This window comes from Subtercola sp. YIM 133946 (genome assembly GCF_036553535.1).
GTDB lineage: Bacteria > Actinomycetota > Actinomycetes > Actinomycetales > Microbacteriaceae > Subtercola.
This window is the reverse complement of record NZ_JAZHPE010000016.1, coordinates 126,442-152,061: the sequence shown is the minus strand read 5'-3', so window position 1 is coordinate 152,061 and position 25,620 is coordinate 126,442. Positions and strand designations below refer to the sequence as shown.

Here is a 25,620-nt window from a genome sequence, read left to right as displayed (position 1 = left end):
TTGTCAGACGAGAGCACTGCAGACCGGCCCGCGATCGACGACGTGGTGACCGAGGCCGTCTCGGTCGAGGAGGTCACCCTCGACGCCGAGTTGGCGCCGGTGGGGGGCGAACCTGCGTCGGAGCCGGTCGGCGGGCAGCCGGTGTCGGAGCTCGAGACGGCCGGCGGGCAGCTGGCGTCGGAGCCGGTCGACGAGCATCCCGACCCTGAGCCGGTCGACGAGCAGCCCGACCCTGAGCCGGTCGACGAGCAGCCCGACCCTGAGCCGGCCGACGAGCAGCCCGAGCCTGAGCCGGCCGACGAGCAGCAGCCGGAGGTGTTCGAGACCGAGGTCGTCGAGCCCGACGGCTCGATCGCCGAGGTCGCGTACGAAGCCGACGAGGTCTTGCTGGCTGCCGTCGACCAGGCCCGTGCGGCTCTGGCCGAGATCACGCCCGCGTCGTCGATCGGCGACTACCTCGGTCACATCTACCTCGGTCACATCGTCGAGGGTGAACGCCTGCTCAGCCTGCAGTTCGCCTCGAAGCTGGCCGGGTACCCCGACTGGCACTGGACCGCGACGCTCACCAGGGTCGACGCGGATGCCGCACCGACCGTTCTCGAGGTCGAGCTGCTGCCCGGCGAGGGTTCGATCCTGTCACCGGCGTGGGTGCCGTGGGCCGATCGCGTCACGCCCGAGCAGCTCATCGACGATTCGGAGAGCGAGTTCGACGATGACGACGTCGACGACGACGGCGAGGTGGAGCCCGGTGACGAGGCGGGGCACGATGCCGACGCCCAGTCAGACGAAGATCGCGACGACGACGACGACTCCGACGACGAGGGCGACGACGATGACGATGACGACGATGACGACGACGAGGACGAGGACGTTGCCGCGCTGGCGCTGAGGCGCGATCGTGACGGCATCGACATCGACACCATCGCCGAAGAGGGCCTCGACATCGACGGCGTCGACGACGAGCAGCTCGACCGCACGTCTCGACTGTTCGACAGCCTCGACGACGCGCTCGAGCTCGCCGAACACGACCTCGAGGTGGCAGACGTCGATGACACGGGAGCCGACTCCGACGACGAGGCGGCAGACCTCGACGACGAATCAGACGACGACGGTGCGGCCGACCCAGACGACGTCGACCGCGCCTACTGAACGACGGTCAGACGAAACGACGGTCAGACGAAACGACGATCAGACGAAACGACGGTCAGAGGTTCTCGACCACGTACTCGATGCTCGAGATGAGCGCGCGAACGTCGGCCGGGTCGATCGCCACGAAGGTGGCGACCCGCAGCTGGTTGCGGCCGAGCTTGCGGTAGGGCTCGGTGTCGACGATTCCGTTGGCGCGCAGGGCCTTGGCTACAGCTGCGGCGTCGATCTGCTCGTCGAAGTCGATCGTGACGACGACCTGCGAGCGGTGGTCGGGGTTCGAGACGAACGGGGTCGTGTAGCTCGTGGCCTCGGCCCAGTCGTACAGAGCCGACGACGACTCGCTGGTACGGGCATCCGCCCACGCCAGGCCGCCCGAGGTGTTGATCCACTCGATCTGGCTGCTCATCAGCAGCAGCGTGCTGATCGCCGGGGTGTTCAGCGTCTGGTTCAGGCGCGAGTTGTCGATCGCGTTCGTGATGCTCAAGAACTCGGGAATGTAGCGCCCCGACGCGGCGACGCGCTCGACACGCTCGATGGCGGCGGGGGAGAAGAGGCCGAACCAGAGCCCGCCGTCAGAGGCGAAGTTCTTCTGCGGGGCGAAGTAGTACACATCGGTCTCGGCGACGTCGAAGTCGATGCCGCCGGCGGCACTCGTCGCGTCGATGACGGTCAGGGCGCCCGGGTCGCCGTGCACGCGGCGTACGGGTGCCATGACGCCGGTGCTCGTCTCGTTGTGCGGCCAGGCGTAGACATCGACACCCTCGACGACCTCGACCTCGCTGCGTGATCCGCCGTCGGCCTTGATGACGTGCGGGGCGGTGAGGAACGGCGCGGCGGCCGCGACGGCGAACTTCGCGCCGAACTCGCCGAACGTGAGGTTCTCGCTGCGCTGGTCGATCAGACCGAAGGCCGCGGCATCCCAGAACGCCGTCGAGCCGCCGTTGCCCAGCACGACCTCGTAGCCGTCGGGCAGGCGAAAAAGAGAGGAGAGACCGTCGCGCACCTCGCCGACGAGGTTCTTGACGGGTGCCTGGCGGTGCGAGGTGCCCAGAATGGATGCCCCCCGAACCGTGAGGTCGGTCAGCTGTTCGGGGCGGACCTTCGAAGGACCGCAGCCGAAGCGACCGTCGGCGGGCAAGAGGGAGCTGGGAATCTGCAGAGCGGGCATGACCACCAGTGTACTGAGAGCGCTCAGGATGGCATCCACAGCGGCGCACAGGCTCGCTTGCACCGCAGTGCCGTTGCCGTCAACAGGAACAGTAGTCTTATTACCTACGTGCGCAATCAAGCAAGGAGCGGCCGTTGGCGGATCTGATCGACACCACCGAGATGTACCTTCGAACGATTCTCGAACTCGAAGAGGAGAACATCACGCCCCTCCGCGCCCGCATCTCAGAGCGTCTCGGGCACTCCGGGCCGACCGTGTCGCAGACCGTCGGCCGCATGGAGCGCGACGGGCTCGTCGTCGTCTCGACCGACCGCCACCTCGAACTGACGCAGATCGGCCGGCGCAAGGCGGTGCACGTGATGCGCAAGCACCGCCTGGCCGAACGCCTGCTCAGCGACGTGATCAAGCTCGACTGGGAATTCGTGCACGAAGAGGCATGCCGCTGGGAGCATGTGATGAGCGAGCAGGTCGAGCGCCGCATCCTCGACATGCTCGACCATCCGACCGAGTCGCCCTACGGCAACCCGATTCCCGGGCTCGAAGAACTCGGCGATGTCGAGGCCGTTCCGTTCACCCGGGGGGTGGTGAACATCGTCACGCTTGTGCACGGCGCAGTGGGGTCGCAGACGAAGATCATCAAGCGCCTCGGCGAACCGGCCCAGGTCGACCCCGAGCTGTTGCTGCAGCTCAAGCAGTCGGGCGTGGTGCCCGGCAACACGGCCGCGTTCTCGGCGGCCGGCTCGTACGTTCTCGTCGAGGTCGAGGGGTTCAGCCAGGGGCTCGAACTGCCCAACGAGGTGGCGAGCCACATCTTCGTCGGCATCTGAGCCGACTGTCACACCGCCGCTCTCGCGGCGCGACGACCGTTCCGGCATCTCGAAGGCCCCGTTGCCTTCCCGCCCCCCGTGTGGGGTACAGAATCCCACATATAGTGGCGGCGGTGTCACCGGGCCACAGCCTGTTGTCTGCGCGCTCGAGAATTTCTTCGTTACCAATTTGTTGCAAACGGCCGTTTCAGGATGACAAACACCGAACCCTCCCGTATCCTCGAACAAGTCCGACGGGCCGGGAGACCGGCCGCAGACCCCAGAACAAGACACCGAAATAAGCCACTCGAGCACTGCGCTACTTACCCGGCGCGGCTCATTCAGGTGGTGTGGCACGATTGTTGCCGCAACGTGCCGGAGGAATACATTTTGCCCTTTTCGAGCGAATCGCAAGACTCACCCGAGTCGACGCACAACCCGAAAATCGAGAACCCCAGCACCGAGGTAGTCCACCCGACCAGGCGATCGCTGCGTGAAGCGCAGCTGGCCGCCGCGGGTGTCGCCGCGTCTGCCGCGGTGACGACCGATGCCGCAGCCGGTGCCGCGTCGACCGACGCCACGGTGGCCCGAAGTGAAGCGACAGCACCCGCGACGGTTGTCGGCTCTGCCGTCGTGCGCCGTGAGTCGACTGCGGTCTCCGCAGCTCCGAAGACGGTCGCCGCAGCCCCGAAGGCCGCCACCGCGGCCAGCCGAGCGGCCACCTCCTCGAAGAAGCCCCGCTTCACGCGACCGACTCGCCGCGGCATCATCAGCACCGTCGTGATGACCGCCGCCGCAGCACTCGTCGCCACCATGGCGCTTCCCGCCTACGCCTTCTCGACCTCCGGTGCCTTCGACCCGAGCACCTCGACCCAGTCGCTCACCTCCGGTCAGCAGACCCTCGAGGTCGATGCCTCGGCAGCCACCGCGACGGTGGGCCGTGACAACTACCAGGCTCCGACCAAAGACGAGCTGGCTGCAGCCCAGGCCAAGGCTGCCGCTGACGCCGCAGCCGCCGCCGCGCAAGCCGCTGCTCTCAAGGTGACCGCGGTGGCATCCGTCGCCACGTCGAAGGCCAGCTCGGTCGCGGTCGACAACGCTCCGGTCGCCCCGTACGACGGCCAGGCCGTCGTCGACTACGCCATGCAGTTCGTCGGCAAGGTGCCCTACGGCAACGGCAACAGCCCCGACACCAGCTTCAGCTGCGACGGTCTCGTACAGTACGTCATGAAGCACTTCGGCGTGAACCTGCCGCGCACCGTGAGCAACCAGGCCGCGCTGGGTGTGCGCATCCCCGCCTCTGAAGCGCAGCCGGGCGACGTGATGATCTACCCGATCGGGCACACCGAGATCTATGCCGGCAACGGCATGGCGGTGACCGCACCCGACTGGGGCCGCATGGTCGAGTACGACCCGGTGTGGGGCAGCTACTACTTCGTGCGGTACTACCCGAACTAGGTTTCGCAATTTGATCTACCTGCACCACACGATGATCGGCGCTGACGCGTGAAGACTCCCACGCGTCGCGTCGCCGGCGTACTCGTCATGACCGCAGCCGTCGGGCTGATCGCCACGATGGCGCTGCCCGCGTATGCCTTCAGCACGCAGGGTGCCTTCGATCCGGCGGCCGCCTCAGCGGTGATCGGCTCGCAGAGCGTCACCAGCGACGAGGTGCAGGCCGCCCCCACGGTCAGCCGAGACGACTACAAGGCACCGACCCTCGCCGAGCTCCAGGCGCAGAAGGCCGCAGCCGCAGCGGCGGCCGCTGCGGCTGCAGCAGCTGCGGCGCTGAAGTTGTCGTCGACGGCGGCCGTCACCGCCAACACCTATCCTTCGGTGGTATCGCCCGAGGTGCAGGCCCTGGCCAGCGAGCTGATGGATGCCGTCGCCGCCGGGCGCCTCGTCGGCTCGCGCCCCAATCACATCACCGAGATCCAGTACCTCGCGAACGGGCAGGTCGTGCCGAACTGCGGTGTCGACTACCGCGTTCTGCAGACCATCAAGGTGGCCGTCGACAACTTCGACAAGGTGGGCGTCAGCGACATCAACCGGCTCTGCACCGGCCAGCTCGAGGGTGCGGGCACGATCTCGCCGCACTACCGCAACGGCGGCGGGCACGCTGTCGACTTCTACATTCTGAACGGCCACAGCCTGACGGGTGGCGACTCCGACTCGATGAAGCTGTTGCGCATCCTCGACCCGCTGGTTCCGCCGAACTCCGACGTGGGCCAGAGCGAATGCCGGGCATCCGGTTCGGGCTTCGTGAACCTGTCTGAGTTCAACGACTCGTGCTCGCACCTGCACGTCGACTTCATCACCGCGCGAGGCGCCGCGCTGCTGCCCGAGCAGTAGGCACACCCGGCGATTTGTGAATACTCGGTTACAGCTTGCCGAAACTCCCGCCCTGAAAATATGCGCGGGCCGCATTGTTTGTTAGCCTGATGCCCTGATATTCCTCGAAGTACCGAAGGAGAGCTCGTGACCGAGTCGGGCAGCATCCCCACCAGGGGTGAGCGCCTGCTTCGTGCGCGAATACTCACCGGCGTGCATTCCCATCGCATACACACCGTTCGCACCTGCGTGCGTTCATAAGGCGTTGTCATTGTGACAACGCCTTTTTTTGTGCATCCGAGGGGGGTTCCGCGCCGACCCCGAGGCAGGTGAGCGAACATCGCACGTGAATCGAATACTTGGTAGCCGACCAGGCATTGCGAAGGGAAGAAGATGCGAACGCTGGTGCTGAACGCGGGGTACGAACCGCTGGGTGTTGTCTCCTATCGACGAGCGCTGGTGCTCGTGATGAACGACAAGGCGAAGATCGTCGAGGCCGACGATGATGATCCGGTGTGGGCAGCGTCGGGTGCGTACGATCGGCCGTCGGTCATCCTGCTCACCCGCTACGTGAAGATTCCCTCGTCACGCCAGGTTCCCGTGAGCCGCCGGGGTGTGCTGCGCCGCGACAACCAGCGCTGCGTCTACTGCGGTGCGGGGGCGACGACGGTCGACCATGTTCAGCCACGCTCGCGCGGGGGCAAAGACACGTGGGAGAACCTCGTAGCCTGCTGCCTCAAGTGCAACAACATCAAGAGCAACAAGACTCCGGCCGAGATGGGCTGGTCGCTGAAGCAGCCGCCGCGCATGCCGCACCACGCCGGCTGGTTCGTGCGCGGGGTCGAACGCGCGCAGCCCGAGTGGGAGAACTACCTGCAGTTCGCCGCGTGAACGGATGTCCGGGGTGACAGGCGCCTCGGGCATCCGTTTCAGCGTGAGGGCGTCGACCCGCCGGTCGCCGGTCAGACGATGCGGTGGATGACGTCGCCGGTCAGACGACCCGGGCGCTGACGCCGGTCAGACGACTCGGGCGCTGTCGCCGGTCAGACGATGCGGATGAAGATGTAGCCGCTCCAGAGGCTCGTGGCGTGCGTCACGTAACGGCCCCAGTCGGGGGAGTGGATGATTCCGCCGTGCCCGTCGTAGATGCCGACGTGCTCGTTCGGCCACACCACGAGGTCGCCGGCCTGCACCTCAGACGACGAAACCCGAATGCCCATGGCGGTCTGGCGGCTCACAAGACGCGGCAGCGAGACGCCGAAATGGCCGTACACCCACTGTGTGAGGCCGTCGCAGCCGAAGCCGGCGCTGGGTGAGGCGCCGGCGCTGTACGGCACGACGCCGACGTACTGCTGCGCGTAGGCCACGAGGGCGGCCCCGTCGAAGAGCTGGGCGGGGGCGTCACCGATCGGTGCGGCGACGCCGCCGCCACCACCCGATGAGCCCGAGCTCGAGCCCGATGACGAACCGCCGCCGTTGGATGACCCCGAACCCGAGCTGCTGGGGTTCGACGCGGCCTGTGCGGCCTGCGCCGCGGCGGCGGCCTGGGCGGCGGCAGCGGCGGCCTGCTCGGCCTCCAGCTGGCGCTGCTGTTCGGCAGCGACGCCGGCGTTGTAGTCGGCCTCCGTCGCGATCGCGGCATCAGAGAGGGCGTTCAGCTGAACCGTGAGTTCGGCCTCGTGGTTGTCTTGCTCGAGCAGCGCGGCCTTCAGTTGCTGCTGAGCAGCGACGGCGTCGTCGAGCGACGACTGTGCGGCATCCGCCAGTGCAGAGAGAGCCGCCTCAGCAGTGTCGGCCTGCGCGCTGAGCGAGGTGGCGTCGTTGGCGTCTTGGGCGGCCTGGGCGAAGACGCCCTTCGAGGTCTCGCTGAGCTTGCTCATCGCGCTGAGCTGGTAGAGCAGATCATCGCTCTTCGCCCCGCCGACCAGCAGCTGCATCGAGAGGTCGCCGCCGCCCGCCGACCGGGCGAACTGGGCGGTGAGCGCTGTGGCTTGTTTGCGTGAGGTGTCGGCCTTGGTCTGGGCCGCAGACGACTGCAGCTTCAACTGGTCGGCCTTGAGGGTGCCGGCGTTCAGGGCATCCTGGGCCGCCTGGTTCTCGTTCCATGCCGTGTCGGCGGCGGCCTGCGCCGCGTCGACCTCGGTCTGCAGGCCGGCGATGAGCGACTGGAGTCGGCTCACCTCGGCCTGCGTGGCGGCGGCGTTGCTGCGGGCTGCCACCACGTCATCCCAGCTCGGGTAGTCGGTGGCGTAGACGGGGCTGCCGCCGGTGATGGTGGCGGAGATGGCGAGCACGGTGACGACGACGGTGACCACGAGCGCGCGCACACGTCTGCCGGTGCGGGGCTCGGGGATGCTCGTCGACTGCATGGGGCCTCTCGAAGACTCTTGTAACGTACGTACCATTCGTCACAGGAGTAACGCACGCATCGCGAGCCGCACCTATAACACCAACAACAGCGTTAACAGTAGCAACACGTCGGCGTTTCGCATATACGCATTCGAAATCGACGCAGTGGGCGGGCACACAGAAGACCTGGTCTGCCGGAGGGGCAGGCTGAGCGGGCGTGCAGCAGAGCCGGGTCGGCTAGAAGTCGTCGATGTGCAGGTGGTCGCAGGTGTCAGAGAAGCCCGACAGGTTATTCATGCTGATCGACGTGCCCGCCGAGTTGCGGCAGTTCTGCTGGCCCACATCTGAGCCGTAAGGCATCATCGGGTCGAGCGTTCTGATCAGGGCGATCGAGGCGTTGTTCGAGCCGTTCAGCACCATTCCGCCGACCGAGGTGAAGTCGACCGCGTGGCCGCCGCCATTGCGGTAGTGGGCGGATGCCGTACCGGCGCCCTCGATCTGACCGGTGCAGCGGCGGCTGATGTCGCTGACGCCCGCGCTGCCGAAGGCCCGCACGGCGGTGACCATGGCCTGCAGAATGACGACGTCGATGCCGCAGTTGGGAACGGACTTGCCCTGTGCGATCCAGGCGATCTCGAAGATGTGGTCGGGGCTCGAGCCGTGGAAGTTGCCGTCGGCCACGTCGCCCATAAGCTCCTCGGCGAGGGCCTGGGCGTCGGCGCCCACCGGCCCGACGCTGATTCCGCCGCCGCCCCGGGCTGCCGCCGCCGCGGCTGCGGCTGCTGCTGCTGCGGCGGCAGCCCGGGCGGCGACACCGGCCTGGTACTGCTGCTGGGTCGTGGCGAGGTTCTGCTGCAGCGAGGTGAGCTGGGCCTGCAGCTCCGCCTCGTGGGCGGTCTGTTCGTTGAGGGCGGCGATCATCGCCTGCTGGGCGGCTGCCGCGGCCTGCAGTGCGGCCTGGGCGGCCGCAGCGAGGCCGGCCAGGGCATCCTTCGCCACCTGCGCCTGGGCGCTGACCGACGCGGCCTCGTTGCTGTCGAGCTTCGCCTGGTTGTAGATGTCGGTTACGGTCTGCGTGAGCTTGCCCATCGAGCTGAGCTGCGAGAGCAGGTCGCTCTGCTGGCTCGAATTACCGCCGAGCAGCAGGCTGGTGATGTTGTTTCCACCGCCCGAACGGGCGAGCTGCGCGGCGATCAGCGCGGCCTGGCGGCTCGACGTGTCGGCCTTTGCCTGCCAGCTGGCGGCGCTGGCGGCAAGCGAGTCGGCCTTGCTCTGCCCGGCGGCGAGGGCGGCCTGCGCCGCATCGTCTTCGGCGGTGCGCTGCTCGACCAGCGCCTGGGCGGCGACGGCCTTTGCCTGCAGGTCGGCGATGAGGTTGGTGATGGTCGTGATCTCGGCCTGTTTCGCCGACTCGCTGGCCTGCGCGGCCTGCACGTCAGACCAGCTCGGGTAGTCGTCGGCGAAGGCTGCCGGGGCGCCGAGAACGGCGCTCGCCGTGACGAGGGCGAAGGCGAGCAGGCCGACGGCGAGCATCCGGGTTCGCTGCAGCAGGCGGCCGAGGCTTCTGGGGCCGCGGCGGGCGCGCTGGGAACGGGGAGGAGTAGTCATGACTAACGGCATGTCTAACATCTGCGAATCGTGTCACCCGGTTGGGGTGGCCGCATGTCGCCAACCTGTCGGAATGCTGTGGGGCGGGTAGGAGCGTTTTCACGCGGGCCCCGCCGACTCGGGTAAACTCGTGCGGTCAGCCTCTGTAGCTCAATGGAAGAGCAGTTCCGTCCTAAGGAAAGGGTTGGGGGTTCGAGTCCCTCCAGGGGCACCGACTCGCCTCGCGATCGCTGGGCGAAGCCGCTCGATGTGTGCTCGTCGGTGCGCTCCCGGCGCGACACCCATTTCACGTGCGAACGCCTTTCCGAATGCGAATTCCGAGCTGTAGCCAACGCGGCGGGCAACCAGCGCGATAGGAAGATCCGACTCCGCGAGCAGTCGCCCGGCGAGCGTCATCCGCCACCAGGTCAGGTAACGGAGCGGCGGCTGCCCCACCAGTGCAGTGAAACGGCGCGCGAATGTTGCGCGTGACAGATCTGAGGCGCGGGCGAGGCTCTCGATCGTCCAGCCGATCTCTGGACGGTTCTGCATGTTCGCAAGAGCTCGTGTCATGGCGCGGTCGCGCACCGCAGCTGCCCAGCCGAATGTCGGGCTGGCGGTTTCGAAAGCGGCGCGTATGACGTACGCCAGCAGCAGGTCGAGCAGCGCAGGGATCGCAGCCGACGTGCCCGGACTCTCGTTATCGTGCTCGGCCCCCAACAGATCGACGATGAGTCGTATCGGGGCGTCGCCGCTCTCGTCGGATGGGAGCACAATGACAGGGGGGAGAGCTTCCAGAAGCGGATGCATCCGCTCGCCCTTCAGGTAATAGGAGCCGCCGATCAGCACGCTGACCGGCGCGTCGGGTGCCGCTTCGGGGTCTGGTTCGTTGCCGAACCAGAAGTCAGCTTCGTCGACGGGCACGTCTTTCAGCGGTGTTGTCGGCGAATCAGACACCTCGACGGATCGAAAGACAGACGGCCAGATGCAGAACATCCTGACCGCATTATCATCCACTCCACTCCGAAGGACACCACCAATGTCAGCAGAACTCACCGGCGTCATCGCCGAACACTTCGCCGCGATCAACGCCTCCGACACAGACCGGATCGTCGCGACCTTCGCAGACGATGCCTACGTCAACGACCACAGAAACGTCTTCGAGGGCATCACGGCTATCCGAGACTGGATCGAACGGGAGATCGTCGGCGACGCCGTCACCATCGACGTCGTCGACGTTCGTGACCACTACGGCGATGCCATCGTCGATGGTCGCTACGACGGCACCTACGACAAGACGAACCTGCCTGACGACTTCGTGCTCACGCACTACTTCTCCGTGCGTGAAAACAAGATCGTCAGCCTCATCATCATCTTCAACCAACCCCTCGCTGAGTGACGTGACAGCGATCGTGCTCGGCCGGCGCTGCTTCTTCCGAATCTGACGGGTGATTCTGCTCTGAGCAGATTCGTGGTGACGGATGAACGTGGTTGGTGATTCACTGGGAACGTGACCGAGACATCCGAACCCCTGACGCCGAAGAGCCGACCGCTCGACGAGCTCTTCAGGCGAGCGCTCGGGCGACAGCTGCGCGAACTCCGCCTGGCGCGGGGCGAGCGGCTCGACGACACGGCCAGCCGCGCCGGCATCTCTCCGCAGTACCTCTCGGAGGTCGAACGGGGCCGAAAAGACGCCTCGAGCGAGATGATCGGCGCCATCGTCGGAGCTCTGGAGAGCCGCCTCGCCGACATCCTGCTGAGCGTCGCCGACGACCTCTCGACGGGCCGCGCTTCCGCCCCGGTCATCGACATCAGGTCGACCACCTCGCGGGGAGGGTCGCGTACCCGGTCAGGCGCCGGCGGCGGTGCGTCGTTCGACGTCTCGGTGTCGGTTGCGGTAATGGCGATCGCGGCCTGAAACGGCCGTCACACAGACACGTCGCCAAAGCCAGTACGCCGCACCGCGACATCGCGACATCGCGACGCCGCTATACCGCGCCACACCGCGCCGCACCGCGACGCGGCGACACCGCGACGCCGCTACGCCGTCACACCGCGGGGGCCGGCTCGCGCGTCACCGTCACGACGTCGTCGACGAGCCCGTAGTCTCGCGCGGCCGGCGCGCTGAACACTCGGTCGCGGTCGGTGTCCAGGCGCAGCGTCTCGACGGACTGCCCGGTGTGCGCGCTCAAGACGTCTTCCATGTCTGAACGCACCCTGACCAGTTCATCCGCTCGCAGAATGAGGTCGGGGATGGTGCCGCGACCTTGGTCGGCGGGCTGGTGCAGCACGACCCGCGCGTGACGCAGGGCCGCGCGCCGGCCGGCGGCACCGGCCGCCAGCACCGCGGCGCCGGGTCCGATCGCCTCGCCCACGCATGTCGTCGCGATCGGCGACGTCACGTACTGCATGGTGTCGTAGATCGCGAGCGCGGCAGAGAGGTCTCCGCCCTCGCAGTTGATGTACATGCTGATCTCCCGCCCCGGCGCGCTCGCCTCGAGGTGCAGCAGCTGCGCGATCAGCGCGTTCGCAACGCCCGCGTCGATGCCTGTGCCGAGATAGACGATGCGCTCGGTCAGAAGGTGGGAGAAGACATCCATGACGCGGTCGCCGCGGGGGCTCTCGCTGACGACAGTGGGAATCGTGTAGCTGCTCACAGCGACGCCCCGATTCCGACCGGGCGAAAACGGCTGGGGCGAATCTGGTCGAACGAGGTGACGACATGGTCGATGAATCCGTAGTCTCTGGCCTCTTCGGCCGAGTACCAGCGGTCGTGCAACGAGTCTTCGAAGACCTTCGAGGTGGGCTGGCCGGTGTCGTCGGCGATCAGCCCCAGCATCACATCGCGTGTGTAGCGCAGGTCGTTGGCCTGCACCTCGACCTCTACGGCCGACCCGCCGATTCCGGATGAGCCCTGATGCATCAGGATGCGCGCGTGCGGCAACGCGAACCGTTTGCCCCGCGCGCCCGACGTCAGCAGAAACTGCCCGGCCGAACAGGCCAGCCCGAGCGCCACCGTCGAGACGTCGCAGGGGATGACGCGCATGATGTCGCGGATCGCCAGCATCGACGGCACCGATCCGCCGGGTGAGTGTATCCAGAAGGCGATGTCTTCGCCCGGCTCTGTCGCGGCGAGCGTCATCAGCTGGCTCGCGATCAGCATGCCGTTGTCGTCGGTGAGTGCGCCGTCGAGCACCACCACTCTGTTGAAGAGCAGCTGCGCCCTGGCCTGGTCGGTGAAGAAGAATCGTGCGTTCTCGTTTGTCATGCCCCCAGCATCGGCCAGAGCAGCAGACCATCTCCACCGATGCTGCTTCAGGCAGACCTGCTGTGCGCAGAGCGCCGCCTACCTCGACCGAGCCGCGGTGGACACGGGCGCTCGGGCGAGAGCACGATCAGCCCCGCCAGAAGGCGGCCAGCGACGACGCGACACTGCGGCCGAGCTCGCGGCCGGCCAGGGCCGACGGCCTGCGCGCGCCGGGGTCGAGCGGGTTCGAGCCGAACGCGGCGACCGAGGCGGCATCGGCGTAGATGACTCGCACCCGCGACGGCTTGAGGGCCTCCAGCTCTGCCGGCGCGATCACGGGCCCGGCGGCAGTGAACTCGGGTTGCGGAACGAGCACGAGAACAGGGTCGAAGCCCGCCGCGAGGTCGGCGTTCGCCATCGTGCGCACTCCGCCGTCGATGTAGTGATGTGCGCCCAGCGGCACAACGGGCCAGATCGCCGGCACGGCCGAGCTCGCCTCGACGGCATCGAGCAGTGACACGTCGGAGTGCCTGTCGAACACGATCGGTGTCCCGGTGTCGGCGTCGACCGCCGTGATGCGCAGGTCGCGCTCACCCCATTCTGCGCCGCTCAGCCGCGACGCGATCACGCGGCGTCGCACCTCTCGTTCGACGGTCGGCGTGTTCTTCGCGATCGTTCCGATTCGCCGTCGTGCGTCGTCGGCTGAGGTGGCATCGGCCTGCGCCGCGGCCATCGACGCCATGAAGGCTTCGAAGTCGGCTTCGACGTAGAGTTCGTCGTGATCGTCGTCGAGCTGGCGCTCGAACAGGGCGTCGAGCGCGGCGCCGGAGGCGAGCTGGGCGGCGACGTTCGACCCCGCCGACGTGCCGATGAGGGTGGTGGGTGCGCCGATGATCCGCGCAGCCGCTGCCGGCTCGACGTCGTGGATGCCCAGCAGCACTCCCGTCTCCCACGCGATTCCCGCGACGCCGCCGCCTGCCAATACCAGTGCTCCGTGTGTCATGTCTCGACGGTACGCCTCGCCGCCGACACCCTAAGTCGACGGCATCTGACGGTGATCCCGGGTAGATCGTAGCGTCTTATTATTGTTTATAGGCATAACCAGTGATTAGCTGGGTGTGTGTCATCGCATCCGCACCCAGAGAACGGTCGAGGCTGGCCGACGATCGCGTTCGAGAGTCGCGAGTGGCTGGGCGAGCGCCACTCCGGCCAGTCCCGCCGTGCGATGCTGAGAGCGCGTGGGCCCTATCAGGCGGCAGTTCCGCCCCTCATCTCGGAGGTCGCTATTCCGCCGATCGCCGACGAGACGTCGATCTCCGCCGAGGATGCGGTGATCGAGCTCGCTCGATTCGACGGTGAAGTCGGATCGATCGCTGCGCCGTTCTCGGCGATCCTCCTGCGCAGCGAGAGTGCGGCGAGTTCGGAGATCGAGCGGCTCACGGCATCATCCAAGAGCATTGCACTCGCCGAACTCGGCCGTCGTTCGGGTGACAATTCACGACTTATCGTCGGCAACGTTCGAGCGATGGAAGCAGCGATCGAGATGGCCGAAGAACTCGACGGCGCAACGATCATCGCGATGCAGTCGGAGATTCTCCGCGACGATCAACCTGAGCACACCGGAGGCTGGCGAACAGAGCAGGTCTGGATCGGGGGAGGGTTTGGCAACAGCCCGCACAACGCCTCGTTCGTGCCGCCGCACCACGAACGCGTTCCTGGCCTGATGAGCGACCTCGTCGCATTCGCGCGGCGAACAGATCTGCCGGCCTTACCTCAGATCGCGATCGCGCACGCACAGTTCGAGACCATCCATCCGTTTCCCGACGGAAACGGCCGCACTGGCCGGGCCCTCGTGCAGGCGATGTTGCACCGGCTGGGCGTGACACGCAACGTGACCGTTCCCGTCTCGGCTGGTCTGCTGCGTGATACCCGCGGCTACTTCGACGCCCTGACGGCGTATCGCGATGGTGATGTGGAGCCGATCATCCGGGAGTTCGCTCGCGCGTCTGCCGACGCGATCGCCAACGGCCGAGAGCTGGTTCAGCAGCTCGGCACTGTTCGCTCGGAATGGGAGCGGGCGACGAGTGCCCGCTCCGGCAGCGCCGGCCGACGACTGCTCGACGTACTGCAGCGACAGCCGGTCATCGACGCGGCCCTGGTGGCCGAACTGCTCGGGGTGACCGTCGCAAATGCTCAGAGTGGCATCGACAGGTTGGTGCGCGACGGCATTCTGCACCAGATCGGAAGTGCCTCGCGCAACCGTGCGTATGCGGCGCGCGAGGTGCTGGATGCGCTCGATGCGTTCGCCAGCCGTGCGAAACGGGCTCGGGGTTCGAGAGGGGTATGAACAGGTAGTCACCGCCGGGTGGCCGGGCGGCCGGGCACGCGTCGGGCAGGCGAGGCTGGGCATGCGGGTGGGGGGCGCCGCATCCCTATGCTTGACGTGATCGTTCGGCGTGGCGACACACGGTGGCGGTGGTGGAGGTGGTGCGGGTGCGGTTCTGGAGGTGGCTCGGCGAGCGCGATCCTGCGCACACGGCGCTGCGCCGGGCCGCGCGCACCGCGATCGTCATGCCCACGCTGTTCGCGTTCGGCGCGCAGGTGCTGCACGACGCCGAGCTGGCGACGTTCGCCGCGTTCGGGTCGTTCGCGATGCTGCTGTTGGTCGACTTCAGTGGGCCGATGCGGCAGCGCATCGAGGCGCAGATCGGGCTCGCCGTGACGGGGGCGGTGTTCGTGTGCCTCGGCACGCTGGCGTCGTCGCCGGTGTGGCTGGCCGCGGTCGCCATGGCCGTCGTGACGTTCGCCGTGCTCTTCGTGGGAACGGTGAGCTCGGTGCTCGCCTCGGCAAGCACGTCGCTGCTGCTGGCGTTCATCCTGCCCGTGACGCTGTCGGGGTCTGTCGAGGTGATTCTGCCGCGGCTGGCCGGGTGGGGGCTCGCGTCGGTGGTCGCCGTCGTCGCCATCGCCGTGCTGTGGCCGGCGCCGGTGCGCGACCCGCTGCGTTCGCGTGCGGCCGCCGCGTGCCAGGCCCTGGCCGCCCGGCTGCGTGCCGACGTCGACTTCATTCTGAGCGACCGCGACCCCGACATGGGCGCCCGGCTCGAGCAGGCCATCACCGACTCCGACGCGGCCGTGGCCACACTGCACAGGGGGTTTCTGGCCACGCCGTACCGCCCCACGGGGCTGAGTACGTCGGCGCGCACGGTGGTGCGGCTGATCGACGAGCTGAACTGGCTGCAGGGCATCCTGTCGCAGTCGAGCAGGTACGACCCGTCGGCGCCGCCGCCCACGAAGACGTCGCATGTCACCGCGTGCCGGGTGAAGGCGGCGGCCGCCGATGTGCTCGAGCGGGGAGCGGAAGCGCTGGTGCAGACCGGCAGCGACGGAGCCCTCCTCGACGCGGCCCTGGCGCGGCTGACGGATGCCCGGCGGGTCGTCGAGGCGAGCGCGACGCAGCTGGTGCCCACCCTGCACGGTGCCGACACGGCGGGCGTCGCGCCAGCGGGGGTGGCGGCCGGCACCGGCGCCGCGCCAGACGCGGTGCACGAGTTCATCTCGGCCCTCGATCCGCGCTTTCGCGCCCAGGAGCTGAGTTACGCCGTCTCGCTGGTCGGCGGCAACATCGCCCTCACCGCCGCAGCCGAGCGACGCACGTGGTGGCAGCGCCTGCTGGGGCGCCAGCCGGGCAACCTCGTCGGCACGTTCAGCGCCGGAGCGCAGCGGGCGGCCGCGCAGCTGGAGTGGCACTCGGTGTGGCTGCACAACAGCATCCGGGGCGCCGCCGCCCTCGGTATCGCGGTGGCGCTCGCCGACCTGAGCGGGCTGCAGCACTCGTTCTGGATCGTACTCGGCACCCTCTCGGTGCTGCGGTCGAACGCCCTGAGCACCGGGCAGAACGCCCTGCGCGGCGTGATCGGAACCGTCGTCGGCGTCGTGATCGGTGCCGCGGTGCTGTTCGCCATCGGGCCGAACACCACACTGCTGTGGGTCTTACTGCCGATCGCGATTCTGGTCGCCGGCGTCGCGCCGACGACGATCTCCTTCGCCGCGGGCCAGGCGGGGTTCACCGTCACACTGCTGCTGCTGTTCAACATCATCTCGCCGACCGGCTGGAGCGTCGGGCTGTTCCGCATCGAAGACATCGTGCTCGGCTGCGCGGTGAGTCTTCTCGTCGGGCTGCTGTTCTGGCCTCGCGGCGCAGCCGCAGCGCTTCGGACATCTCTCGCCGACGCCTACGCCGAGACTGTCGACTACCTCGCGGCGACGGTCGCGTTCGGGCTCGGCCGGTGCGACCGCAGCGCCTTAGCCGAGGCGGCGCCGACCGAGCAGGCCCTGCGCGCGGCCGCGGCCTCCCGGCGCCTGGATGACACGTTCCGCACCTACCTCACCGAGCGCGGCGCCAAGCAGACGTCGCTCGCGCAGGTGACGGCGGCGGTGACGGGTGTCGCCGGCATGCGGCTCGCGAGCGACGCCATTCTCGACATCTGGCGGGCCGAAGACGGCGTCACCGACGTCGAGCGGGCGAACGCCCGCCGCTCGCTCGCCATGTCGACCGAGGCGCTGAACGCCTGGTACCGCGACCTCGGCCGCCGCCTGGTCGCCCGCGACGCACTGCCGGCCCCGGCCCCGCGCGACCCCGAGGCCGACGCGCGCCTGGTGGAGGCCGTTCGAGCCGACCTGAGCGACGACAGTGGCGCCGCGACCTCGACGGCCGTACGCATCATCTGGACGGGCGACTACCTCGACGTGGTGCGCCGCCTCGAGTCGGTCATCGTCGACGCGCCCGCGCCCGCCCCCGCCGCGGCCCCGCTCGGCGCGCCCTGAAGCCCCGACTGGCTAGCGCTTCAGCAGCCACGGTCGCAGAGCGCGGGTCACGAACGGTAGCGCGAAGTATGTCATCACCGGGGTGAGTACGACGACGGTGGCGAAGACGCGTGCCCAGATCGGCCACGAGCCGAGCAGCGGAGCGGCAGCGTAGTTGGCGGCGACGCTCAGCGGGTAGAACACGATGAAGATCGAGATCATCTGCTTCCAGCGCGGCGGAGTACGCGGTGCCTGGCTGATGACCTCCACCGACGACGGCTCGTCGAACCAGCCCTCGATGCCGGTTCGGCGCTCCTCGTCGCCATGCTCGACGAGCCCTTCGCCTGTCGACACCCACCAGGCTCGCTCGGTCGACTGCTCCCACGCGGCGAGGCTCTGCTCGTCGGCGAAGCGGAACAGCATGTGCCACTCGGGCGATTCGGGGTCTGGCCTGATCCAGCCCGAGCCGAGGTAGCCCGGCCAGGTGCTGATCAGGTCTTGCCCCGATCGAGCCCACGCGGCGGCCTCGCGGGCGCGTTCGGGCGAGACGGTGCGCGTGACGGCGACGGTGATCGGTGAGGTCGGCATGACCCCAGTCTGAGTCGAGGCGTGGCAGGGCGCAAAACGACGGATGCCCGGCCCGCGGCCGAACGGGGGACAGGCCCCGGCGGCGGCCTGCTCGTATGCTACTGGGCATGACAGAGGTGGGGCGGGTGCGAGCCGAGAGGGTGGAGGTGCGGCGCAGCCGCGACCTGATTCTCGACGCCGCCGAGCACCACTACACCGATCACCAGGCCGATCCGACGATGTCGGAGCTGGCGCAGCTGGCGGGGGTGGGCAGCGCGACACTGTACCGGCGGTTCCCGTCGATCTCCGACGTGATCGAGGCCCTCTACGAGCGCCACTTCTCCTACCACCAGGCCATCGTCGATGCGATGCTGGCCCAGCCGACGGGGTGGGACGGGGTGGTGACCCTGATCACCGGTATCGCGGCGATGGTGCTCGAGCATCCGGCTGTTCCGCGCGTGACGCGCAAGATGCTCGAGCTCTTTCCTGATCTGCGGCACGGCAGCCGGTGGGACGGCCCGTTGCGCGATGTCACCGCCCGAGCCCACGCCGAGGGCGCGCTGCGGCCCGACGTCGACACGAACGACCTCACGCTCGCCGCGTTCCGCCTCGGCGAGTACAACTACCTGCCCGAGGCGGCCCGCGCACGCATCGTGGCACGGCAGGCCGCGATCGTGCTCGACGGTGTGCGCGCCGGGGCGGATCGCACCGAGCTGCCGGGAGCCGCGATCAGCACGGAGGAGCTGCAGTCGTACCTGCACACGCCGATGCGCTGACGCCGATGCGCTGACGCCGGTGCGGCGACGCCGATGCGCTGACGCCGGTGCGGTGACGCCGGTGCCGGCGGCACCAGCCCCAGAGGCCGGAACCAGACGTAGGCTGGGAGCATGGCACGCGAGCTCATCCACGACACCGAGAACCATCGGTACGTTCTGCGCGTCGACGGCGCGATGGTGAGCGCCGCCGACTACGTCGAGCGCGGCGACAGCATCTCGTTCACGCACACCTTCACCAACCCCACGCTGCGCGGCAACGGCTACGCCGGCGAGGTGGTCGACTTCGCGATCGACGACGTCGAGCAGAACACCTCGCTGCGAGTCATTCCGATGTGCTGGTACGTGGGCAAATGGTTCGACGAGCATCCGGAGCGCGCCGGCCTGCTCACCCGCTGAAGAGACGAGTGGCGGCCGTAACAGGGGCGTAACTCAGACGCACTATTGTGTGATCAACGGGCGACGGCGGCCGACGACCTTCAAGGAGTGCATACCCGTGCCATTCGATCACGCATCACGTTTCGCATCGATCAAGGCCGTCTTGTTCGACCTCGACGGCGTGCTCACGCCCACCGTCGACATCCACGTTCAGGCCTGGTCGCGGCTGTTCACCCCCTACCTCGCCGAGCGCAGGGTCGAGCCCGGCTACAGCGACGACGACTATTTCGCCTACATCGACGGCCGGCCGCGTGTCGACGGCGTTCGGGCCCTGCTGGCGTCTCGCGGCATCACGGTACCCGAAGGTTCGCCGGGCGACGCTCCCGGCGACAACACGGTGTGGGGGCTCGGCCTGCGCAAGAACGACGAGTTCTTCGCCACGCTCGAATCCGACGGGGTCGTCGCCTACCCCGGCTCGGTCGACTTCCTCGACGCGACCATCCACTCGGGGCGCCTCGTCGCGGTCGTGTCGAGCTCACGCAACGCGGTCAGTGTGCTCGCGGCGGCCGGGCTCGACGACCGGTTCGAGGTGGTCGTCGACGGGCTCGTCGCAACAGAGGCGGGGATGCCCGGCAAACCGGCGCCCGACACCTTCGTCTACGCCGCAGAACTGCTGGGCCTCAGCCCCGCCGAGTGCGCCGTCATCGAAGACGCCCACTCGGGCGTGCAGGCCGCGCGCGAGGGCGACTTCGGCCTCGTGGTGGGCGTCGACCGCGGCGTCGGTGCCGAAGGCCTGCTCGAGTCGGGCGCCGACGTGGTCGTGAGCGACCTCGACGAGCTCGTGACCGCCCTCGACGCCCCCGTCGCGGTCACCTGACCGGCGCCGGGCCCATAATCGAATACTGAACCACTCCCTGACGGCGCCCCAGCCCCCGGCTGCCGCATCACGCGACACCCCGATCACGCATACCCGACCTGCCTGAACAGAGAGGCAACCCCAGTGAACCCCGTCAACGCCGATCCTCTTGACCGATACCGGTTTCCGCTCGACGAGTGGGGCCTGACCGAGACCGAGTTCGACGCGAACGCGCAGGGGCAGTCTGAGACGCTGTTCGCCGTGGGCAACGGTTATCTGGGCATCCGTGGGGCGGCAGAGGAGGGCTACGGCGGCTACTCGAACGGCACCTTCGTCAACGGCTTCCACGACACTTGGGAGATCAAGCACGCCGAGGAGGCCTTCGGCTTCGCGCGTGTGGGCCAGACCATCGTGAACGTGCCCGACGCGAAGCTGATCAGGCTGTACGTCGACGACGAGCCGTTCATCCTGGCCGAGGCCGACTGCGTGCGCTACGAGCGCCGCCTCGACTTCGCCGCCGGCGTGCTGGTGCGCGAGATCGAGTGGCGCGCGCCGTCGGGCAAGCACGTGCTGATCAGGTCGCGCCGGCTCACCTCGTTCACCGACCGGCACCTCGCCGTGGTCGAGTACGAGGTCACGATGCTCGACAGCAACGCGTCGATCGTGCTGTCGAGCCAGATTCTGAACCGGCAGGACTGGGTCGACGAGTACGCGGCCGCGGCCGCCTCCGAGCATCCCATCGACGACCCCCGGCGTGCGGCGGCGTTCTCAGACCGCGTGCTGCACCCGCGGTTCAAGAAGGCCAACGGGTCGCGCTACATACTCAGCTACCGCACCGCGAACGCCGGCATGACCATGGCCGTCGGCGCCTCGCACGTTCTCGAGACCGAGAACGAGTACACCGAGGCCTCCGAGATCGACGACGACCTCGCCAAGCACGTCTACAGCGTACAGGCGCAGGCCGGCCAACCCATCCGGCTGCTGAAGACCATCGCCTACCACACGTCGAACCAGGTGCCCACGCGCGGACTCGCCGACCGCTGCGACCGCACGCTCGACCGCATCGCCGCCTCGCCCATCGAAGAGGTCTTCGAGCGTCAGCGCATCTGGCTCGACGACTTCTGGCGCCGCTCCGACGTGGTGGTGACAGGCCATCCCGAGATTCAGCAGGCCATCCGCTGGAACATCTTCCAGCTCGCCCAGGCCACTGCCCGCACCGACGGCGGCGGCATCGCGGCGAAGGGCGTCACGGGTTCGGGTTACGGCGGCCACTACTTCTGGGACACCGAGATCTACGTGCTGCCCTTTCTCACCTACACCTCGCCGCAGGTGGCCCGCAACGCGCTGCGCTTCAGACGCGGGATGCTCGACCTGGCCCGCGAGCGCGCCCGCGAACTCAACCAGCGGGGCGCCCTCTTCCCGTGGCGCACCATCAACGGCCTCGAGGCCGGGGCGTACTACGCGGCCGGAACGGCGCAGTACCACATCGACGCCGACATCTCGCACGCCCTCTCGCAGTACGTCTCGGCGACGGGCGACGTCGACTTCCTCATCGCCGGCGAGGCCATCGACATTCTCGTCGAGACCGCCCGCATGTGGGCCGACCTGGGGTTCTGGCGAGGCAACAAGGGCACGCAGGCCTTCCACATCCACGGCGTGACCGGGCCTGACGAGTACACCACCGTCGTCAACGACAACCTGTTCACCAACGTGATGGCCCGCGCGAACCTGCGCGCGGCCTGCCGTCGGCTGCGCAAGGTGCGCGAGGACTCGCCGGGCGAGTACGCCCGCCTGGCGCAGCGACTCGACCTGCGAGACGAGGAGGTCGAGGAGTGGGCCGCCGCCGGTGAGGCGATGCACATTCTGTTCGACGAAGAGCTCGGCATCCATCCGCAGGATTCGCAGTTTCTCGAGAAGGAGCTGTGGGACCTCGAGAACACCCCGCCCTCGCAGCATCCGCTGCTGCTGCACTACCACCCCCTGGTCATCTACCGCTTTCAGGTCATCAAGCAGGCCGATGTGGTGCTCGCGCTGCTACTGCAGGGCGACGAGTTCACCCAGGAGGAGAAGCGCAAGAACTTCGAGTACTACGACGCGCTGACCACCGGCGACTCGACCCTGTCGGCGTCGACGCAGTCGATCGTGGCGGCCGAGGTCGGCTACCGTGACCTTGCACTCGAGTACTTCATGACAGCACTCTTCGTCGATCTCGGCGACCTGCACAACAACAGCGCCGACGGGGTGCACGTGGCGTCGACCGGAGGCGTGTGGAGCGCACTCGCGTTCGGCTTCGGCGGCATGCGCGACTACCTCGGCACGTTCACCTTCGATCCCCGGCTGCCCGAGGAGTGGGAGTCGCTCGAATTCAGGGTGACGATTCTGGGCACGCTGCTGCACGTCACGGTCACCGCCGAGTCGATGACGTTCGTGGTCGAAGAGGGCGACTCGGTGCTGGTGTACGTGGCCGACAAGCGGGTCGATGTGGTGGCGGGCACCCCGTCGGTCGTCATGCTGGTCGACGGCGGGCCGGTGTTCGAGGGGGCGCCGACCACGAGCGACATCGAGGGCAGCCTGCGGGCCGACGGCTCGGTCATCACCGCGACCATCCCGACCCTCGACGAGGAGTTCGTGGGCGAGGGCGTCGGGTTCGACTGAGGCCGGTCGGGTGTCGATCCGCCCGGTCGGGGTGACGCCTACCAGGCGTCGGCGTCGGCCGCCACGATCGGCACGTCGACGCCGTGCCAGATGTTGCCGTAGCCGTAGTGCGAGCTGGCCCACGGCGAGGCCTCGATGGCGCTCACCGTCTCGGCGACCGGGGCGGATGCGGCGAAGTCGGCGATGATCGCCGAGTACACCGAGTTCTGCGACAGGTTGATGGCCGCATCCCGTGCAGCGGTGACGAGCTCGGGGTAGCTGCCGAAACCCGAGCCGCCGCCCGACCCGTAGCCATTGTTCAGCGGGTTGTTGCGCAGCCACCAGCTGGCCGGGTCGTTCTCCGAGTCCATCCACTGCAGGATGACCGTGATGTTGTTCTCGCTCGTCGGCCAGCCGCCGTCGACCAGCACCAGCGTCGCCCAGTCGCGGTTCGTCGAGCTGCCCGGTGCGACGGTGGCCTCGGTGGGCTTGTTCACCGTGTAGTCGTCACGTGAGGCATCGGTCGCCGCGGCGGTGGAGGCCGCGGTCAGCAGCTGAGCATCCGCCGCCGCGGCGTCGGCGCCGGTCGGCCCGGGTGCGAGCTGCAGGGTCGCCGCGCGTGCACCCAGCGGGTCGGCGTTCGCGGCGGGCCCGAAGAGGAACACCGGCAGCATGCCGAAGCACGCCACGGCCACCGCCAGCACGGGTCGTCGGTCGTGCCTCCGCACCCGCCCCACACGGGGCCTGGAGGCCGCCGGGGTCGCCTGGACGGGGGATGCCGCGGCGGGAGCGACTGTGCGCCTGAGGGCCGCGGCAGTGGTGCGTCTGGGCGCGGCGGGGGCGGCCGCGGTAGGAGCCGCATGGCGGCCGGGAGCCTGGAAGGTGGAACGGTGCACGTCACGCATTTCGGGTCGGCATGACGCGCACCTGCTCGGCCGCGCCACGGGCGTCTACTGTCGTTTCACGCTACGTCGCCCACCTGACCGCAACCTCACAGCACCCCGCGAGATGGCGCACCAACGGCACAGCCGATCAGGCAGCGGGCGAGGCGAGGTAGCGCAGGTAGACGACTCCGCCCGCGAAGCGGCGGGTGTCGGCGAGGGTGAGGCCTTCGCGCACGCCCGATGGGAAGAAGGGTGTGCCACCACCCACCGCCACCGGGGAGAGGAAGAGCTGGTACTCGTCGACGAGACCGGCACGGATGGCGTGGGCCGCCAGACCCGGCCCGCCCACCGTGATGTCGGCGTCTGACGACCGCTTCAGGGCGAGAACGGCGTCGGCATCGAAGTCGGGCTCGAGGCGGGTGCGGGGCGTCGACACCGACGTCAGTGTGCGGGAGTAGACCACCTTGTCTGCGGCCCGCCAGAGCTGCGCGAAGTCGTGGATGACCGGGGGCTTGTCGGGGGTGTCGAGGGTCTGCCACACCGACATGACCTCGTACATGCGGCGCCCGTAGAGGTAGGTGCCGACCGGGCGTTGCAGGTCGTTGACGAAGGCGTGCACCTCTTCGTCGGGAGCGCTGAAGTCGAAGTCGCCGGCGGTGTCTGCAGTGAAACCGTCGATTGACATGATGCTGGAGTAGATGAGCCGGCCCGTCACGCAGGCGATGCTACTCGCAGGGCGCCCCGAACACGACCGCCCTCCAGGGCTCAGCGAGCCGTGAAGTCGACGATCGCGTCGGCGAGGGCAGCGGGGTTCTCGCGGGCGATGAACGCCCGCTCCTGCTCAGCCCACACCTCCCAGTACGGCTCATAGGCATCCCCGTCGCGGGCGATGGCGCGCTCGCGACGGGTGCGGTCGTCGAGCTCGACCCAGACGGAGAACGTCGCGAGGGTTGCGTTCTGCCTGCTCAGGGTGCCGATGCCCTCGACGATGAGCGGTCGGTCGGTGTCGACGGATGCCCACTCCGCAGCCTTCCCGGCGGCCCAGTCGTAGCGTTGCCAGCGCGGTCGCGGGGCCGCCAGCAGCTCGTCGTGCACGTGTGAGCTCGCCGCGTCGAGGCCACGCCAGCCGGGGTAGATGTCGTCGAGCCGCACGAGGGTCGCGGCGGCGCCCGGCCACGCCGCGGCCAGGGCCGTGGCGAGGTCGGATTTGCCTGATCCAGAACGGCCGTCGATCAGCACCACGGGTTCGTCGAACGGGGCGCGCCCGGGGTCGAGGGGCGACTGGGATGCCCGGCGGTGGGCCGTGGCGATGAGGGCCAGCAGGGCATCCACCGGTTCATCGGTCGTTTTGGCGTACAGATGTGTCGCTGCGGGGGGCATAAACCTCCCGTTCGGGGGACAGACGAATGAGTCGGATTCATGGAGCATTGATCAAATGCCTCCTGAAACACAGTATCCGACGCGACGTAGCGCAAAACCGCAGGACTTCTCCCGCCCCGAGCTCACCTCAGGCTGGCACAAGTTCACGCACAACCTGGCCGTTCGAATTCTGGCCGCGATCGTTCTTCTGGGGGGAACCGGGGCGCTGACGTACCTGGCCGTCAGCCGCTGACACCGGCGATCAGCACGAAGACCAGCCCGAGCAGCGCCGGCACGCCCTGCAGCGCGGCCGCGCGCAGACGTTGCCTGCCGGTGCTGAGCAGCACGAGGGCCGCCGCCACGATCGAGCCCATGGTGAACACGCAGAGGGCGAAGCCGGCCTCGTTCGCCGCCCCGAAGTAGAGCACCAGGCCGACGGCCGCGCCGATCGCCAGGAACAGGTTGTAGAACCCCTGGTTGTAGGCGAGCGGCGCAGTGGTGTCGGCGTCTGCCTGACTGGTGAGGCCGAACCGCCGCCAGATCGCCGGGGTGCGCCACTGCACGCTCTCCATGACGAAGATGTAGACGTGCAGCAGGGCTGCGATGCCGACGAAGACTGCCGCGATGATGGCCATGCGCTCAGTTTAGGGGGCGCCCTCGGCCCCCATCTAGCCACTTCGCCAGCGGGGCACAAGGCCCGGTTGGCCCTTCCACGGCGGGGCAGAA

Annotated in this window: 25 protein-coding genes, 1 tRNA gene and 1 pseudogene; 15 read left to right on the top strand and 12 right to left on the bottom strand. The window is 68.3% G+C overall.

Translation table 11 applies throughout. The features are described 5' to 3' along the window. Positions 1–1,149 carry a DUF3027 domain-containing protein gene (locus V3W46_RS05925; protein ID WP_331782169.1) on the top strand — a complete coding sequence of 383 codons (1,149 nt, stop codon included), beginning with the start codon at positions 1–3 and terminating at the stop codon, positions 1,147–1,149. 55 nt (positions 1,150–1,204) lie between these two features. On the opposite strand, the gene serC is transcribed toward V3W46_RS05925, so the two are convergent. Further along, on the bottom strand, positions 1,205–2,317 hold the full coding sequence (gene serC / locus V3W46_RS05920) for a phosphoserine transaminase (RefSeq protein ID WP_331782168.1): 1,113 nt from the start codon (positions 2,315–2,317) through the stop codon (positions 1,205–1,207). A gap of 134 nt (positions 2,318–2,451) precedes the next feature. Between serC and V3W46_RS05915 the strand changes: the two genes are divergently transcribed. The 4 genes from V3W46_RS05915 (at position 2,452) to V3W46_RS05900 (ending at position 6,345) form a co-directional block, all read left to right on the top strand. Beyond that, positions 2,452–3,144: a metal-dependent transcriptional regulator gene (locus V3W46_RS05915; RefSeq protein WP_331782167.1), complete on the top strand. Its 693-nt coding sequence runs from the start codon at positions 2,452–2,454 to the stop codon at positions 3,142–3,144. A gap of 369 nt (positions 3,145–3,513) precedes the next feature. Then, positions 3,514–4,581, top strand: coding sequence for a C40 family peptidase (locus V3W46_RS05910; protein WP_331782166.1), 1,068 nt, complete (start codon positions 3,514–3,516; stop codon positions 4,579–4,581). Positions 4,582–4,629: 48 nt separating this feature from the next. Beyond that, complete coding sequence (locus V3W46_RS05905) at positions 4,630–5,475, top strand: hypothetical protein (RefSeq protein ID WP_331782165.1); 846 nt, start codon at positions 4,630–4,632, stop codon at positions 5,473–5,475. Positions 5,476–5,847: 372 nt separating this feature from the next. Further along, a complete protein-coding gene (locus tag V3W46_RS05900; RefSeq protein ID WP_331782164.1) occupies positions 5,848–6,345 on the top strand; it encodes an HNH endonuclease in 498 nt (165 codons plus the stop codon). Between the two features lie 152 nt (positions 6,346–6,497). On the opposite strand, the gene V3W46_RS05895 is transcribed toward V3W46_RS05900, so the two are convergent. Continuing rightward, positions 6,498–7,823, bottom strand: a complete 1,326-nt coding sequence (locus V3W46_RS05895) for a C40 family peptidase (RefSeq protein ID WP_331782163.1) — start codon at positions 7,821–7,823, stop codon at positions 6,498–6,500. A gap of 217 nt (positions 7,824–8,040) precedes the next feature. Next, complete coding sequence (locus V3W46_RS05890) at positions 8,041–9,411, bottom strand: hypothetical protein (protein ID WP_331782162.1); 1,371 nt, start codon at positions 9,409–9,411, stop codon at positions 8,041–8,043. Between the two features lie 139 nt (positions 9,412–9,550). Here V3W46_RS05890 and V3W46_RS05885 point away from each other — a divergent pair. Further along, positions 9,551–9,622: transfer RNA gene (locus V3W46_RS05885), tRNA-Arg, on the top strand. 56 nt (positions 9,623–9,678) lie between these two features. Here V3W46_RS05885 and V3W46_RS19620 read toward each other — a convergent pair. Beyond that, a pseudogene (locus V3W46_RS19620) lies at positions 9,679–10,386 on the bottom strand (AraC family transcriptional regulator); the annotation flags it as partial. A 43-nt stretch (positions 10,387–10,429) separates the two neighbouring features. On the opposite strand from V3W46_RS19620, the gene V3W46_RS05880 reads away from it, so the two are divergent. Then, complete coding sequence (locus V3W46_RS05880) at positions 10,430–10,789, top strand: nuclear transport factor 2 family protein (protein WP_331782161.1); 360 nt, start codon at positions 10,430–10,432, stop codon at positions 10,787–10,789. A 111-nt stretch (positions 10,790–10,900) separates the two neighbouring features. Beyond that, complete coding sequence (locus tag V3W46_RS05875) at positions 10,901–11,308, top strand: helix-turn-helix domain-containing protein (RefSeq protein ID WP_331782160.1); 408 nt, start codon at positions 10,901–10,903, stop codon at positions 11,306–11,308. 130 nt (positions 11,309–11,438) lie between these two features. Here the strand turns inward: V3W46_RS05875 and V3W46_RS05870 are convergent, their stop codons facing one another. From V3W46_RS05870 to V3W46_RS05860, 3 genes are all read right to left on the bottom strand, one after another. Next, the gene (locus V3W46_RS05870; protein WP_331782159.1) at positions 11,439–12,047 is read right to left on the bottom strand and encodes a ClpP family protease; all 609 of its coding nucleotides are present in this window, start codon (positions 12,045–12,047) and stop codon (positions 11,439–11,441) included. Then, complete coding sequence (locus tag V3W46_RS05865; protein WP_331782158.1) at positions 12,044–12,658, bottom strand: ClpP family protease; 615 nt, start codon at positions 12,656–12,658, stop codon at positions 12,044–12,046. The genes V3W46_RS05870 and V3W46_RS05865 overlap by 4 nt, the downstream gene beginning before the upstream one ends. Before the next feature lie 127 nt (positions 12,659–12,785). Continuing rightward, positions 12,786–13,640, bottom strand: coding sequence for a patatin-like phospholipase family protein (locus V3W46_RS05860; protein ID WP_331782157.1), 855 nt, complete (start codon positions 13,638–13,640; stop codon positions 12,786–12,788). A gap of 117 nt (positions 13,641–13,757) precedes the next feature. Here V3W46_RS05860 and V3W46_RS05855 point away from each other — a divergent pair, with 117 nt between their 5' ends. Continuing rightward, a complete protein-coding gene (locus V3W46_RS05855; protein ID WP_331782156.1) occupies positions 13,758–14,984 on the top strand; it encodes a Fic family protein in 1,227 nt (408 codons plus the stop codon). Between the two features lie 146 nt (positions 14,985–15,130). After that, entirely contained in the window at positions 15,131–17,464 is a 2,334-nt protein-coding gene (locus V3W46_RS05850; protein WP_331782155.1) for an FUSC family protein, read from the top strand. Positions 17,465–17,476: 12 nt separating this feature from the next. Here V3W46_RS05850 and V3W46_RS05845 read toward each other — a convergent pair whose 3' ends face one another. Continuing rightward, positions 17,477–18,031 carry an antibiotic biosynthesis monooxygenase gene (locus V3W46_RS05845; RefSeq protein WP_331782154.1) on the bottom strand — a complete coding sequence of 185 codons (555 nt, stop codon included), beginning with the start codon at positions 18,029–18,031 and terminating at the stop codon, positions 17,477–17,479. Between the two features lie 107 nt (positions 18,032–18,138). On the opposite strand from V3W46_RS05845, the gene V3W46_RS05840 reads away from it, so the two are divergent. The 4 genes from V3W46_RS05840 to V3W46_RS05825 all read left to right on the top strand — a co-directional run bounded on the left by V3W46_RS05840 (position 18,139) and on the right by V3W46_RS05825 (position 22,672). Continuing rightward, positions 18,139–18,786, top strand: coding sequence for a TetR/AcrR family transcriptional regulator (locus tag V3W46_RS05840; RefSeq protein WP_331782153.1), 648 nt, complete (start codon positions 18,139–18,141; stop codon positions 18,784–18,786). Between the two features lie 111 nt (positions 18,787–18,897). After that, positions 18,898–19,182 (top strand): GNAT family N-acetyltransferase, encoded by a 285-nt coding sequence (locus V3W46_RS05835; protein ID WP_331782152.1) that lies wholly within the window; start codon positions 18,898–18,900, stop codon positions 19,180–19,182. A 97-nt stretch (positions 19,183–19,279) separates the two neighbouring features. Beyond that, the gene (locus V3W46_RS05830) at positions 19,280–20,038 is read left to right on the top strand and encodes an HAD family hydrolase (RefSeq protein ID WP_331782151.1); all 759 of its coding nucleotides are present in this window, start codon (positions 19,280–19,282) and stop codon (positions 20,036–20,038) included. 123 nt (positions 20,039–20,161) lie between these two features. Further along, complete coding sequence (locus tag V3W46_RS05825; RefSeq protein ID WP_331782150.1) at positions 20,162–22,672, top strand: glycoside hydrolase family 65 protein; 2,511 nt, start codon at positions 20,162–20,164, stop codon at positions 22,670–22,672. Positions 22,673–22,710: 38 nt separating this feature from the next. On the opposite strand, the gene V3W46_RS05820 is transcribed toward V3W46_RS05825, so the two are convergent. From V3W46_RS05820 to V3W46_RS05810, 3 genes are all read right to left on the bottom strand, one after another. Further along, complete coding sequence (locus tag V3W46_RS05820) at positions 22,711–23,355, bottom strand: hypothetical protein (RefSeq protein WP_331782149.1); 645 nt, start codon at positions 23,353–23,355, stop codon at positions 22,711–22,713. A gap of 328 nt (positions 23,356–23,683) precedes the next feature. Beyond that, positions 23,684–24,250: a dihydrofolate reductase family protein gene (locus tag V3W46_RS05815; RefSeq protein WP_331782148.1), complete on the bottom strand. Its 567-nt coding sequence runs from the start codon at positions 24,248–24,250 to the stop codon at positions 23,684–23,686. Positions 24,251–24,300: 50 nt separating this feature from the next. Beyond that, complete coding sequence (locus V3W46_RS05810) at positions 24,301–24,915, bottom strand: ATP-binding protein (protein ID WP_331782147.1); 615 nt, start codon at positions 24,913–24,915, stop codon at positions 24,301–24,303. A gap of 55 nt (positions 24,916–24,970) precedes the next feature. On the opposite strand from V3W46_RS05810, the gene V3W46_RS05805 reads away from it, so the two are divergent. Beyond that, the gene (locus V3W46_RS05805) at positions 24,971–25,147 is read left to right on the top strand and encodes a hypothetical protein (RefSeq protein WP_331782146.1); all 177 of its coding nucleotides are present in this window, start codon (positions 24,971–24,973) and stop codon (positions 25,145–25,147) included. Here V3W46_RS05805 and V3W46_RS05800 read toward each other — a convergent pair. Then, entirely contained in the window at positions 25,137–25,529 is a 393-nt protein-coding gene (locus V3W46_RS05800) for a DUF1304 domain-containing protein (RefSeq protein ID WP_331782145.1), read from the bottom strand. The two genes, V3W46_RS05805 and V3W46_RS05800, sit on opposite strands and share 11 nt — an antisense overlap. Positions 25,530–25,620 lie beyond the last annotated feature (91 nt).